The 13,115-nt window shown below is 41.3% G+C and carries 20 protein-coding genes; 15 read left to right on the plus strand and 5 right to left on the minus strand.

Annotation, left to right across the window (positions count from 1 at the left end; genetic code table 11):
* Positions 1-51: 51 nt before the first annotated feature.
* The 10 genes from E4663_RS00705 (at position 52) to E4663_RS00750 (ending at position 7,024) form a co-directional block, all read left to right on the plus strand.
* Complete coding sequence (locus E4663_RS00705; RefSeq protein WP_135326288.1) at positions 52-921, plus strand: phosphotransferase family protein; 870 nt, start codon at positions 52-54, stop codon at positions 919-921.
* Positions 922-950: 29 nt separating this feature from the next.
* Complete coding sequence (locus E4663_RS00710) at positions 951-1,712, plus strand: class I SAM-dependent methyltransferase (protein WP_135326289.1); 762 nt, start codon at positions 951-953, stop codon at positions 1,710-1,712.
* 32 nt (positions 1,713-1,744) lie between these two features.
* On the plus strand, positions 1,745-2,521 hold the full coding sequence (locus tag E4663_RS00715; RefSeq protein WP_135326290.1) for a GNAT family N-acetyltransferase: 777 nt from the start codon (positions 1,745-1,747) through the stop codon (positions 2,519-2,521).
* A 131-nt stretch (positions 2,522-2,652) separates the two neighbouring features.
* Positions 2,653-3,138, plus strand: coding sequence for a DUF4367 domain-containing protein (locus tag E4663_RS00720; RefSeq protein ID WP_158290378.1), 486 nt, complete (start codon positions 2,653-2,655; stop codon positions 3,136-3,138).
* Positions 3,139-3,513: 375 nt separating this feature from the next.
* Entirely contained in the window at positions 3,514-3,798 is a 285-nt protein-coding gene (locus E4663_RS00725) for a DUF3784 domain-containing protein (protein ID WP_135326292.1), read from the plus strand.
* Between the two features lie 39 nt (positions 3,799-3,837).
* Complete coding sequence (locus tag E4663_RS00730; protein WP_135326293.1) at positions 3,838-4,089, plus strand: hypothetical protein; 252 nt, start codon at positions 3,838-3,840, stop codon at positions 4,087-4,089.
* A gap of 69 nt (positions 4,090-4,158) precedes the next feature.
* Positions 4,159-4,638 carry a DUF4830 domain-containing protein gene (locus tag E4663_RS00735; RefSeq protein WP_135326294.1) on the plus strand — a complete coding sequence of 160 codons (480 nt, stop codon included), beginning with the start codon at positions 4,159-4,161 and terminating at the stop codon, positions 4,636-4,638.
* A gap of 74 nt (positions 4,639-4,712) precedes the next feature.
* The gene (locus E4663_RS00740) at positions 4,713-5,231 is read left to right on the plus strand and encodes an NUDIX hydrolase (protein ID WP_135326295.1); all 519 of its coding nucleotides are present in this window, start codon (positions 4,713-4,715) and stop codon (positions 5,229-5,231) included.
* A gap of 268 nt (positions 5,232-5,499) precedes the next feature.
* On the plus strand, positions 5,500-6,327 hold the full coding sequence (locus E4663_RS00745; protein WP_135326296.1) for an undecaprenyl-diphosphate phosphatase: 828 nt from the start codon (positions 5,500-5,502) through the stop codon (positions 6,325-6,327).
* Between the two features lie 91 nt (positions 6,328-6,418).
* Entirely contained in the window at positions 6,419-7,024 is a 606-nt protein-coding gene (locus tag E4663_RS00750; protein WP_135326297.1) for a DedA family protein, read from the plus strand.
* A gap of 83 nt (positions 7,025-7,107) precedes the next feature.
* On the opposite strand, the gene E4663_RS00755 is transcribed toward E4663_RS00750, so the two are convergent.
* Positions 7,108-8,280 (minus strand): iron-containing alcohol dehydrogenase, encoded by a 1,173-nt coding sequence (locus E4663_RS00755; RefSeq protein WP_135326298.1) that lies wholly within the window; start codon positions 8,278-8,280, stop codon positions 7,108-7,110.
* A gap of 217 nt (positions 8,281-8,497) precedes the next feature.
* On the opposite strand from E4663_RS00755, the gene E4663_RS19630 reads away from it, so the two are divergent.
* Positions 8,498-8,638: a hypothetical protein gene (locus tag E4663_RS19630; protein ID WP_158290379.1), complete on the plus strand. Its 141-nt coding sequence runs from the start codon at positions 8,498-8,500 to the stop codon at positions 8,636-8,638.
* A gap of 45 nt (positions 8,639-8,683) precedes the next feature.
* Here E4663_RS19630 and E4663_RS00760 read toward each other — a convergent pair whose 3' ends face one another.
* From E4663_RS00760 to E4663_RS00770, 3 genes are all read right to left on the minus strand, one after another.
* Positions 8,684-9,577 carry a GNAT family N-acetyltransferase gene (locus tag E4663_RS00760; protein WP_135326299.1) on the minus strand — a complete coding sequence of 298 codons (894 nt, stop codon included), beginning with the start codon at positions 9,575-9,577 and terminating at the stop codon, positions 8,684-8,686.
* A 451-nt stretch (positions 9,578-10,028) separates the two neighbouring features.
* A complete protein-coding gene (locus tag E4663_RS00765) occupies positions 10,029-10,454 on the minus strand; it encodes a DUF6442 family protein (RefSeq protein ID WP_135326300.1) in 426 nt (141 codons plus the stop codon).
* Positions 10,451-10,657, minus strand: a complete 207-nt coding sequence (locus E4663_RS00770; RefSeq protein ID WP_135326301.1) for a helix-turn-helix transcriptional regulator — start codon at positions 10,655-10,657, stop codon at positions 10,451-10,453. The genes E4663_RS00765 and E4663_RS00770 overlap by 4 nt, the downstream gene beginning before the upstream one ends.
* A 186-nt stretch (positions 10,658-10,843) precedes the next feature.
* Between E4663_RS00770 and E4663_RS20220 the strand changes: the two genes are divergently transcribed.
* The 4 genes from E4663_RS20220 to E4663_RS00785 all read left to right on the plus strand — a co-directional run bounded on the left by E4663_RS20220 (position 10,844) and on the right by E4663_RS00785 (position 12,667).
* Positions 10,844-10,975, plus strand: a complete 132-nt coding sequence (locus E4663_RS20220; protein ID WP_277752097.1) for a hypothetical protein — start codon at positions 10,844-10,846, stop codon at positions 10,973-10,975.
* 120 nt (positions 10,976-11,095) lie between these two features.
* Positions 11,096-11,431: a hypothetical protein gene (locus tag E4663_RS00775; RefSeq protein WP_135326302.1), complete on the plus strand. Its 336-nt coding sequence runs from the start codon at positions 11,096-11,098 to the stop codon at positions 11,429-11,431.
* 687 nt (positions 11,432-12,118) lie between these two features.
* On the plus strand, positions 12,119-12,367 hold the full coding sequence (locus E4663_RS00780; protein WP_135326303.1) for a hypothetical protein: 249 nt from the start codon (positions 12,119-12,121) through the stop codon (positions 12,365-12,367).
* Positions 12,368-12,406: 39 nt separating this feature from the next.
* On the plus strand, positions 12,407-12,667 hold the full coding sequence (locus E4663_RS00785; RefSeq protein ID WP_135326304.1) for a hypothetical protein: 261 nt from the start codon (positions 12,407-12,409) through the stop codon (positions 12,665-12,667).
* 219 nt (positions 12,668-12,886) lie between these two features.
* On the opposite strand, the gene E4663_RS00790 is transcribed toward E4663_RS00785, so the two are convergent.
* Positions 12,887-13,066, minus strand: a complete 180-nt coding sequence (locus E4663_RS00790) for a hypothetical protein (protein ID WP_135326305.1) — start codon at positions 13,064-13,066, stop codon at positions 12,887-12,889.
* Positions 13,067-13,115: the final 49 nt, after the last annotated feature.

Here is a 13,115-nt window from a genome sequence, read left to right on the forward strand (position 1 = left end):
TAAGTAACTTCGTCTAGGGCTTTGTTTAAATCGGCTGGAGGTCGTACAGTAATGGATAACTATGAACGGAGAATTAAAGAACTGTATCCGGATTTGAAGATAGACCAAATTGAATGGAATGAAATCGGCCAAAACAATGATGTGATCATCGTAAATAATTCGCTTGTTTTCAGATTCCCGAAGTACATAGAAGGTATATATAAATTAGAAAAAGAAACGAAGATATTGGATCAGATAAAGGGAAACGTCAGTCTATCCATCCCCCGCCCTCAATACAGAGCTTTCGAGCCTTATGAAGTAGGCAAAGTCTTTACTGGCTATCCATTTATTCAAGGTTCTCCTTTATGGTCCCAAACAATGAAAGAAATAAAGAATGAAGAACATATACAGGTCCTTTCCTCCCAATTAGTTGCATTCCTTTCTGAACTTCACTCTCAACCTGTCGCCAGCTTAGATATAAAGAAACAAACCGCTAAAGATATACGCCAATCTGTGGTGGAGCTATACAATGATTTTCAAGAAAAGTTGTTCCCATATATGAAGGAAATATCAAAGTCAGAGGTCTCCCATAACTTTGAAGGCTTTTTATCAAGAGATGAACTTTTCGATTTCGATACAGTTCTGATCCATGGCGATTTCGGTGCATCTAATATTTTGTGGGATCCAACAACTAATAGAATATCTGGCGTCATCGACTTTGGAGAAGCGGAGATTGGAGATCCAGCTTATGATTTTGCAGGACTATTAGCGAGTTATGGTCAACCTTTTGTGGAGAGGTGTCTGAGCTTGTGTCCTGAAGGAGAAAAGGTTCTTGATAGGATAACCTTTTATAAGAGTACATTCGCTTTACAAGAAGCCCTTCATGGATGGAAGAATAGTGATGTAGAGGCATTTGAAAATGGAATCAGGGACTATAGATAACTCAAAATTATTTAGGGAAGAGGGATTCTATGAAGGTTACCGATTATTCGAAAGTAGCGGAAGTTTATGACAGTAATCCATTCCGCTTTGAAGAAATAAAAGTGGACACGGATCTAGAAAAATACATACAAAATAACCGCAAATCATCCTATCATTTCCTAGACCTAGCATGTGGCACAGGTATTTACTTAAGTCATCAGTACAATTCATTCAAGGAATCCAACATTAACTGGCACGGTCTTGATGCCTCACAGGAGATGCTGACTAAAGCGAAAGACAAAGTTGAGGATGTAACACTCGAGAAAGGGTTTGCGGAGAGCTTGCCTTATGAAGATGGGGGCTTTGATGTTATTACGAATAACTATGCTTTCCACCACTTTGAAGGGAAAGAGAAAGCTCTAGATGAAATCCATCGAGTCCTAAAAAGAGGTGGAATGCTCAAATTGCATAACATCGATATCTATGGAATGAAGAATTGGTGGGTATATCATTACTTTCCGTCGGCTTTGGTAGAGGATTATAAGAGGTTCTGGAGTAAAGAAGTTCTGTTCAGCGAGCTATCCCGAAGAGGCTTTGACGTCAGAATGGACTGCAGCTATCAAATGGAAAAGATCAAAGTAGCTGATTATATAGAGCTCGCAGAAAACAGGGATATATCGGTGCTTACCCTGATTGATGACGTGGAATATAACCGGGGCCTCTACAGGATGAAGCAGGATTTAGAAGAATCCCCTGAAAGGAAAGTCACGAATGATTTTTCAGAACTGATATGTATAGCTAGAAAAAAATGACCATTCTAAATGTATGGATAAGGAGCTAAGACATGGAAGCAGTGAAACCAGAGAAATATCATATCATCAAGAACCGCCTCCAAAGGGATGCCTCTTTTGTACCTGTTTTTGCTTATGCAGTACTGGATGGTTCTATCGATGGAACGGTGTACAGTGAGTCTGAAGACTTGGAAACCGTGCTAGTCAAGACAACTAATGGTCTGTACTTTATTTACGGGGACGTAGCTAATGATAAGTCCAATCAATGGCTGATCCACCAATTCAGAAAAAGCAAAACCGCTGGAAAAAGGTTCACCTTATTTACAGCTTCAGAACTGTGGGATGCATTGCTAAATGACTACCTTGACGAGGAAGCGAAGCAATTAAAAAGATATAGTTTCGAATACCTTATGGAAAGTACATCACCTTTTTCACTTGAGCCACCAAGAGGTTATGAATTGAAGCCGATCAACTCCACCCACATCGAACAATCCGCTGAGTTTGACGAATCTTATTACAGGAAGTACTGGGGTTCTGAAACGGATTTTCTTATGAAAGGGTTCGGATTTTGCATGCTTCATAATGGAGAGGTCGTCAGTGAAGGGACATCGATATTCTGTTCAAGGGATGTTGCAGAAATAGATATCGCTACGAATGACAGGCACAGAGGGAAGGGACTCGCCACTGTAGTATCCGAGGCATTCATCCATCATTGCTTGGAGCAAGGACTGGTTCCGAGGTGGGACTGTGATGTCTCGAATAGCGCTTCAATAAAATTGGCGGAGAAGGTAGGCTTTGCACATCCTTCTACTTATTCTGTTTTCATATGAAACGTACATAATTAGGTGGAATGGAACGGGGAAACAGAACAGCTCGTGCTGACCAATTAACCTCAGGTGAAACGTTTACTCAAGGCATTCGTATATGTAATATATGGGAACGATTGAAAAGGAGAGGAAATATGAAATACTTAGCAGCTGCGGTAATGATCGTCTTAGTTGTTTTAGCCGGGTGCGCCAATTCCAATGCAAGTGAAGGCGTTCCTTATGATAACGAAAGCCTCCAAACCCAATTAGAAGAGCAGTCTTATCAACTGAAGTTACCGACGCAATTTCCGTTTGAAATAAGCGATGCGAAATTCTCAGCAGCACCGACTGAGAATGAAGAAAAGGTGTTCGACTTCACTTTTATCGGTGAAGGGGAAGCCGTAGAGCTTATGACGTTCAACGGGGAATCCATCAATCTGGATGTCGAAACAGAAGCAGTGCAGATCGGGTCGATCGAGGGTCAGTATGCCGAGCAGGAAGTGAATGATCAGGGAACCACTGTCAGACGACTGGTTTGGAAAGAAGACGGTGTCGTGTACAATATGTCATCGGCTGATGATCAGGAAAATGGTGGAGTTTCCAAAGAGGAATTGATTCAAATTGCGGAGTCTTTCGAATAAACCATCTGCTATTGTGCCAGTCAATGTTGCTGTTATAGATAGGGACATTCATTTAACTAACAGAAAGCAGGGGGATAAAGATCATGAGCAAAGCGATGATAAAAGGGACTATAAGTGTCATAGTTGGGGCTCTCATATTCTTTTCCCTGTTTTTTCTTAATTCAACGGATGACCTTGTTGAAATGGCGATTTGAGGAGCGGTTTCTTGCGTGTTAGGTTACGTTTTCCTTTCTTCTTTCATAATGTCTGACAAAGAAACCGAGGATTTTGAGAAGAAGGTGGATGACACTTTTTCCAAGTGAGCATATGACTTAAAACAGAACTTCGACTTGAAGTTCTGTTTTAAGTGGGATTAAGTTGGAAGGGGATTAGGTAATGGAATATGGATTACTGATAATCGGTATCTCTCTATTAGTGATTTCCTATTTGGTCGGGGTGAAAAAACAGACATGGCTGTTAGCTGGATTCAATGAGAAGAATATAAAAAACAAGTCTTTGCTAGGTGTAATAACTGGAGCGGGATTCTTTCTTCCGTTGGGTCTATTAGTGATTTTCAATGGTGTCTTCGATTATGCCAATGAAGGTACTGTGCTTGCGGTGGTTATGCTAGTGTTGCTTTTAATAGTGTATATTTTTATTAATAAGAGGTTGCTTGATTAATGATTCAGGTGGGAGTGGGAGTTAAAGCCGGGAGGGCGTATGAAAAAAGTATCGAAATACCTTAGCAATAGTTTGTTATTAATCTCAATAATTATGATTCTGTTAGTTTTATTTATAGATGTTCCTTTCACTTGGATGAACATTTGGCTGTTCTTAGCTCCATCCCTCGTCATTCAAGAGTACACACAGTTGCCTCCAAAAGGAAAAAGAAGAGTGTACTCCTTTGTTTACATCAGTGTTGCTTCAGTCATGTTTGGGATCGCAACCTTATCACTATTCATTGATGGATAAGGACGGAAGAGTTGAACAGGGCAATAGAGTTTGAGGTAGCCTTGCAATATCAGGAGAGGAGTTCAGTAGTTGCGAACTTTTATTGTGCTTGCTCTTTTTGGTGTCACTTTGTTCTCTCTTGTATGGGCAACGATAGATAATAGTGCTTCTGATGAACAATCAACTTTAAGTGATTGTACGAGGGTTGAGGAGTCATTCCCTAAAGGCCACCTAAATTATTTAAAGCAACACGGTTGGCACATTGCATCGAAATGCAGAACAAGCACAGAAGTGATAGATTACTATCCTGAGTCTATAGAAACTTTACAAAGCGGTGGTTTGAATTTAAAACCGTACAACAAAAAGGGGACAGAGGCAAAAATAACTACATATATTCTGAAAGAAGAACAACAAAACGGTGATAACCTGACTGCCACTATTTATGAAATAAAAGGGGAAATAATTGGGGGTTACGGGACATTGAAGAATTGGTCACCTGGAATTTTTTCTTTAGATGATAAGGGGCGTTTATTGGAGCAAGACAAAATACTTAGACCTCATCAACCGTAAGAAGCGTGCGAGAGGATAAAAGTCTGCCTTCGATAAATGATTGCTGGAATAGAGATTTTGTTGGGAGTGGGAGCATGGAGAAGTGGGATATTTACGACAAGGATAGAAACCGGACAGGCAAGCAAATGAATCGCGGGAATGCATTTGAAAAGGATGCCTACCATTTGGTGATTCACGTGTGCTTATTCAACGAGTCTGGTGAAATGCTGATCCAGCAACGTCAGCCGGACAAGGAAGATTGGAAGAACATGTGGGACATTACCGTAGGAGGTAGTGCTATAGCTGGTGAAACCAGTCAGCAAGCAGCAGAAAGGGAAGTTCACGAAGAAATCGGTTATACACTGGGCCTTCAGGACAGTCGTCCGTCTCTGACGGTCAACTTCGAATACGGGTTTGATGACTATTATCTTATCGAGACCGATCTTGACATCTCGGAGCTTTCCCTGCCGACAGAAGAAGTGAAACAGGTGAAGTGGGCCGATAAGGATGAGGTTTTGCATATGATTTCTGATGGTTCTTTCATTCCATATCGGGAAGCATTGATCGAATTATTGTTTGATATGAGGGGAAGCATGGGAGCGCACAATCTGTGAATACAACAATGGTTTTCATAGAAGGAACTAACTCATTCGAGGCGAATAATACATAGATTACGACTTTACTGCAGTGAGTAATGGATTAATACATTTCATCATATGCTTATATGGACAACTGGAATCGTATAGATTCATCGAGGGTTCCGTTGCTGCAGTAAGGAAAATGCAACTCTGGTTTTAAGTCTTCCTTTTTAAGGGGGACTTTTTTATAGGTGCTCTATTAGACTAATGTCCGAAATCCGATTGATACAGGGAGAAGTGAGCTATGGGATTATGGGAAATGATCGTGTCCATTCTATTGGGTTTGGTCGAGGGACTGACTGAATTTGCGCCAGTCTCTTCTACAGGTCATATGATTATCGTAGATGAATTATGGCTACATTCTAAAGAGTTATATAGCGAACCTGTAGCCAATACGTTCAAAGTAGTCATCCAACTAGGGTCGATACTTGCTGTTGTTGTGATATTCAGGGATAAGTTCACCCAAATGCTCCATCTGACGAAAGGACAAAGGGAACAGCAAGGGAGAAAATTAAAACTATCTCAAGTAATAGTAGGAATCATTCCAGCTAGTGTTTTAGGTTTTGCCTTCGAAGACTTTATTGATACACACCTGTTTTCCGTCCAAACCGTCATCTTTGGACTTGCAGCTGGGGCGTTTCTGATGATTTTCGCAGATTACTTTCAAAAGAATAAATCCTTTACTACAAGTAGTGTGGACCAGATCTCCTATAAGCAAGCGTTTGGGATGGGGTTATTTCAATGTATAGGGTTGTGGCCGGGATTCTCAAGGTCCGGTTCAACGATCTCAGGCGGTGTGCTGCTTGGTATGAGTCACCGGGCATCCTCTGATTTCACTTTCATTATGGCCGTTCCGATCATGTTGGGAGCGAGTGGCCTTTCTTTACTGAAAAATTGGCAATACTTCACGTTGGATGAGTTGCCGTTTGTAGTAGTAGGGTTTATAAGTGCATTTTTCTTTGCCTTAGTTTCCATTCGCTTCTTTTTAAAATTAATCAACCGAATCAAACTGGTTCCTTTTGCGATTTACCGGATTCTCTTAGCTGGTCTGATCTATTTTCTATATTTCTGAGATGGAACCATAATTTCTGTATCTTGAGTTCCTGTCTCCATTTTGAAATAATTGGGATTGATTGAATTTTGAAAAGGTGAGGGGGGATTAGATGGAACATTGGTTAATGGAAGTGATGAATCAATATGGATACATAGGTATCTTGCTTTTAATTGCATTAGAAAATATATTTCCTCCGATCCCTTCTGAAGTCATACTGACGTTTGGTGGGTTTATGACCACTTCATCTGACATGAGTATAGTTGGAGTTGTCGTATCTTCTACAATCGGTTCGGTGATTGGGGCAATGGTATTATACTCGATCGGTTTACAGTTGGATGTAGAACGATTAGAAAAAATCGTCGATAAGTGGGGGCATGTATTAAGACTATCGAAATCCGACATACATAAAGCCGATCAATGGTTTGATAAGTATGGTCCTTGGACCGTTTTCTTTTGTAGGTTTGTCCCACTGATCAGAAGCTTAGTATCCGTTCCTGCTGGGATGTCCAATATGAATTTCGGTGTATTTGTACTTTTGACACTTCTGGGTACGTCAATTTGGAATATCGTCTTGGTAAACCTGGGCGCTTCTGTCGGAGAATCGTGGGAGGACGTAGTAAGCTACATGGAAATCTACGCAAACATCATCTACATATTTCTTATCTTGCTAGTAATTGTTTTGGTTCTATTGGTGTATAAAAAGAAGAGAAGATAGGATTATCTTGCGAATAGGGATGATCTAATAGAAAAGAGAGTCCAGGGTGCCCCTGGACTCTCTTTACTTTTTTCGATAAATCTTTACGCTTTCACTAGAGCTTCCTTGCCATAGTAAGCGGCTTTGAACAGCTCTTTCATTTGCTCCACACTTGTTTCGCGTGGGTTGGTGCCTGTGCATGGATCGTCCATAGCATTTTCAGCCATTGTATCGACATGCTTGTTGAACTCTTCTTCTGATACACCGTAGTCCTGAAGGGTAGTCGCAAGACCAAGATCCTTGTTCAGTTGATAGATGTACTCGACAAGAGAATCAGTCAATTCGGCATCGTTGTTCCCTTCAAGGTTAAGACGACGGGCGATTTCTGCAAAACGGTCTTCGACGACCTTACGGTTGAACTGAATCACGTAAGGCAGGTAAATCGCGTTGGCATAGCCATGCGGGATGCCGAATGTCGGACCACTCTTGTGGGCAAGGCTGTGCACGTTACCGAGTACAGCGTTGGCGAAGGCCATACCTGCTACGGCTTGGATGGAGTGCATCTTCTTCGCTGCTTCCTGATCGCCTTGGTAAGAAGCGAGCAGGTTATCTTTGATAACTTCCGCTCCGCCGAGTGACAGGATATCCGTATACATCGTACGCGGTTTCGCTACATAAGCTTCGATCGTGTGCGTGAATGCGTCCATACCGGTATAAGCAGCAATGTGCTTCGGCAGTTCTTCGATCATGACCGGGTCGATGATGGCGACATCCGGTGTCAATTCGAAGTCCGCTACTGGATATTTCACGTTCGTTGTTTCATCCGCGACAACAGACAGGTTGGATACTTCCGAACCACTTCCGCTTGTCGTCGGGATACCGGCGAATTTTGCTTTATTGCGAAGGCGCGGCAGTTCGAATGGCTTGATGGCATCTTCAAAAGCAAGGTCCGGGTGCTCGTAATAGAGCCAGATCGCTTTGGCAGAATCCATCGCGGAACCTCCGCCGATGCCGATGATCCAATCCGGCTGGAACTCTTCCAAGTCTTTCGCGCCTTTTTTGACCATTTCAAAGGTAGGCTCTGTATTGAAACCTTCCAGTACTTCTGTTTCGATATTGGCTTTAGCCAGGTGTTCCTGAACTTTACTGAGGTTGCCGTTCCGTTTGACAGAACCTCCTCCAATAACAAGTGCCGCCTTCTTCCCTTCAAAGGACTCCAACACTTCAAGTGCATTCTCTTCGAAATAAATATCGCGTGGGATTGTAAAACGACTCATACTGATAATAGCCTCCTTAAGTTGGCTTGTTTGATTTTTTTCGTGAAAATAATTCCCCTACCATTTACTGGAGGGTCATGGAAAGTAATGTTCCCAGTACTCCATTAGATAAAACATCATCTAGCACGTAAGGAGAATACAAATCTTGCAAAAGTATACCCGAAGTTTGGAATAGAGTGGGAGGGGAAGGGGTTTATTAAGATGATAAGAATGCTGAATGATAACTGGAGGTAATGGAATGGGAGTCGCATTAATGGTGGTGATCTTCTTTCTTGTGATAGGAGTCGGACGTGTACTTCTTGGAATCGCCTCTTCCCGCAGTAAATCGGATCGTTACGATGAGAGGGATTACTCCTGAAAAAGAGTGCGACCATCCACTTAGGATAGTCGCACTCTTTTTCGTTTAGAGGGTGTAATGGTAACAAACCAGAGACTCTTCCTTTTCGAATCCTTCTTTCGTGTAAAGATGAACTGCCTGTTCGTTATCCGCGTTCACGCATAACACTGCTTTAGGGAGTCCCTTACTTTTTCCGAACTCAAGAGCTTTTCTTAACAGCTGGCGTCCTAGTCCTTTTCCTTGATATTCAGGGATGAGCGCTAGAGGACCGATGTCCAATACGTCTTCGTTGTTGTGAACATCCTTCGATGAACGTACGATTCCGACCGGTTTTTCCCCGTGATAAAGAAGGAAAATACCACCTTCTAAATATTCTTCGTCGTTTTCCATACCTTTGATTTCTTCCAACGTTCGAGGCGTCTCTGAACCTTTGAGTGTTGCGAAACCAGCGTTACGCACATAGAGATAGTCTTCCTCATCCTTGTTGAATGTGAAGGTTCCGAAATAGAAATCATCTGGTAAGTCCGGTACTGTCACGTCCAAGGCTTCTCTTGCTAGGAAATAGCTGTAACGCTCTATATCAAACTGCATGGAATGAAAAATATCTCGGACGACAATATTATCTTCATGTATAAATACGAAGATATCTTCAATATCTTTCGTATGCGACTTGATACTGTGGAGCATCTGTTCGTAGATTTCGATGTTCGGTTCTACAGAATGGAAGATCCGGAAGCGGCCTTTCTTTCCTCTCTTATAATACGAATCTTGGAGAAGGGAAACAGCAGCAATAATGCGAGAGTTTTCATCCAGAACTATGTATGTCGGATTCTCCTCATCAGCCTGAAAGTCTGCCAGGTCTTCATCATATAGAAACGAATCATCAAGCTCGTTTCGATGCTTTTTACAGAAATCGATAAAGTCTTTATATCTAGCTTCTGTTAAGTATTCAATATTCATAACTGCCACCTCCGGCAAATTTGTCTAACAGTAGAAGGTTAAGATGAAAGCCTTTTCTGAATTATAGCACACGCCTGCTTACGGCTATTTTCTTAGTCTGTGAAGGAACAGTAGTCACAGAAGTTTCTCTCTGCCTTTTAATGGGAGATTTTTACTGAAAAGGTAAGAGAGAAAGCACTTCTCTGCCATTTCGAGTATCGGAATCCTCGGAAAGGGCAGAGAGCGAGCCGATCATGGACGTTTTAGATCGAGCATGGTTCGGAAACGTCAGATAAGAAGCGTTTATCTTACCTATCGTGCTGGTTTTCCTCCCAAAAGGGAAGAGAAAAGATCAACCCTGTTAACAAGGTTGACCTTTTTTAATGCGTTCTTTGTATTAGCTGCATCTTTATCGGAATCAAAAGGACCAGCAAAATAGTGCTGGTCCTGGAATTATGAAGTATAGCTATCATTACATCTCTCTAAAGAACTTGATCCGGTGATAGGAGTTATACACAAGGATAGACAGATACGCAAAAACCATCAGCAACAACACGGATAAATCTGTCCCCATCATGGATACCGATATAATCAAGGCCAGAAACACATAAACCATCATATCGTATGCCTTTGCTTTCGCCTGACTAGAGACAGCCAGATTACGTTCATCCTTCCGGTCGATCTCAAGCTGCTTCGCGGCATCTGGAGCTCTCTTCATCGCCTGCCGGAGGATGACTTCTCCCATCCCGTAACCGAAAATAACACACCCGACTCCAACAAATAGATACGGCAACACCTGTAAAATACCTTGTGGATTTTCCAAAGTTTTGATGAAGTACACGCCAACAGCGAGTAAGGCTACACCCACAAATGGAAGCAGATATATCATCCTTTTCATGCTTTTTCATCCTCCTCATAAATGAAAACTTCTTCAATATTCATTCCGAAATAACGGGCAATCTTGAAAGCTAAAAGGATCGATGGATTATACCTTCCATTCTCCAGTGAACCGATCGTTTGCCTTGAGACTTCAAGCGCTGCAGCTAACTCGCCTTGACTAATCCCCTGTTGTTTGCGGATTTCTTCTAAACGGTTTTTCATGATAAGTCCTCCTGATGGAAAGTTAGCTTTCCATACGTTCATCATATGTCTTGCTGGAGTTAATGTCAAGTTAGCTTTCCATTTCGTTCAGTCGGTTTAATCTATACTGCACCTTCCATAGTGCAGGTTAATTAAGTAAAATAGTATGTAAGAGTAGGGAACTTTGATCAACGGGGGGAATAGTGAGTGAAGTCTAATTCTTATTTAGAGCATCTAGTTCAAGAATTCACGGAAAACTTAGGTCGTGAATTAACGGAAGAGGAAATGGGATTTCTTTTATGGCTTGCTCATTTACATATGGAAAATGAAGATGAATAGGCAGAGACTTTACTCTGCGGAGGGTGGAAGCAGAGAAGTGAAAATACGTACATTAAACTAAGTGTGCTTTGAATGAACGGATGCAGTATGTCATTTAGTCATAGAAAGGTGGTGGATGATATGTCTCCGACAGTACCTTTTTGGGTGGTTGCGATTTTTTACATATTCATAGCTGTGTCTGCTGTTTTAGCTATAAAAGGAATTATTAAGAAGCAATCACTCATACCTTCTATTATTTCCATCATTTTAATTCCCGTATCTACAGTATTGATGGTTCTTTCAAGTATAGGGAGAGGTCAACAAAATGAGCTGGAGTACTTTATGAGTAGTTTAGGAGAATTGGAACTGTGGGCATGGGTTTGCTTATCGATATTTATATACTTACTCTATTATTGGTACTTAGTACTTTCGCATAGGAATGAAGAGGCTAAGAAGGATTCTTTAATGGATGATTAGTATAATGAGTGGCGAGCTCAGTACTATGTAACTTGAAGAAATTTTTTTGAGGGGGAGCCAGGTGATGCCCCCTGGTCGGCTAGCGCCATTTAAGTCATCTAGAGAGATAGCAAGTCAAAGACTGTAACTTGTCAGAACAGATTATGTGCGGTCTCAGTTCCATAGGGAAATAAGCGATCCCGGTAGGCTTCAATCCGATGAATTCGATCAGATCTCCATTGGTTTTGAAATGGAGTAACTCACCCACAACATCCTGGTTATGTGCATTCTTAAAACTTATTCTAGAATACTTCTCCTCCACTAGGAATGTAAGCAATTCCATATATATTCCCCTCAATAAAATGATTTCCCGCTTAAAAATCACTCAAACATAGATAAGGGGGTCTTCTCATTATAATATATTTATATAGTTAATGATCGGAATTTCACTCGCGTGATCACCTTGCATTCAGATGCAGAAGGGAAGATGCCCGTTAGAATCCATTTATAGAATTTAATGTACATTTATTTCCATGGGTAGTAGAATCTATCATATATTTTGAAAAGGGAGGTTTTGTCATTCCTTATGTCATCGCCTTTTACATATATATAGGCTTAGTCGGTCTGATCGTTGCCATAACGGCTCTTCTTGTCATCAAGGATTTCATTCGGAAGCAGTCCCTACCTACCCGCTCTATATTCCCGGCTGTGTTTGTGTTTTACTTTGGATGCTCGGCTATCTTCACCAATATTTCTGGTATCGACAATGTAGAAGGAATACTTGCGATCGATGAAGAAGGGCGTTTATTGAAACGGTTGATCAAGGACGATATAAATCTCTCGACCATTTATCTTATCATCAGTATGATAAGTTTCTTCTGTTATATCCATTTCCGGAATAGGACGATTTCCCTCAAACAAATAGTGAAAAAGTGGATCGATAAGCTGAAGGAGTAATAGGAGGAGATTCATTTTTGAACAAAAGGAGGTTGACGAATGAAGCAACCATTCAGCAAGTGGTCCGCAGTCTTAAGTATAATAGCGGCTGTGTTTTTCTATATGTCCTATTTCATTGCACCTGTGAATCCGGAAGGCTCGATCGTCATCGTTATTCAACTATTATTCTTCACTTCGATCCTCGCAGCTGTGCTCAGCATAATATTCAGTTTGATAGCATTGATAAAGAAAGATAGAGGATTCTTGAAGTTTGTTGCACCAATTGTGATAGTTGCAGTCTTATTCGAATTTCTTCTATAACCTTATTTGGGAAGTGGTTGAATTCGTTTGGTCGGATGGAGGTGCAGCAGTGGGAGGGCAGTTGGAAGTCTGACTAAGTGGAAGGTTGAAAATGAATATGGACCGGATAACTGGTGGCGATATGCTCGCCTTAGCTGCATGGCTAGCGAATAGAAACGAATGAAGTAACATCGATCCAGTCATCCGGCTCGACAAGTAGAGATTACATTTATAGTTTCTTCATTTGTATCTCGGGCGGTACCAGAAGCTGAAAAGTAATATCCCTCTTTTTCTAGCGATTGCTTCCAGTAATTTAACTTCATTGAACATAATAGCTGATAGAGTACCTTGGTGAATATGCGTCAAAAAGAAGTTATGCAGGCAGATCAGGTTTTTATCGCTTAACTTGTTATAAGGCATTGTTCTCCTCCTGATGGTTATGGTTTCACTTATGTCTCCACCATACTCC

This window comes from Halobacillus salinus (genome assembly GCF_004684905.1).
GTDB lineage: Bacteria > Bacillota > Bacilli > Bacillales > Halobacillaceae > Halobacillus > Halobacillus salinus.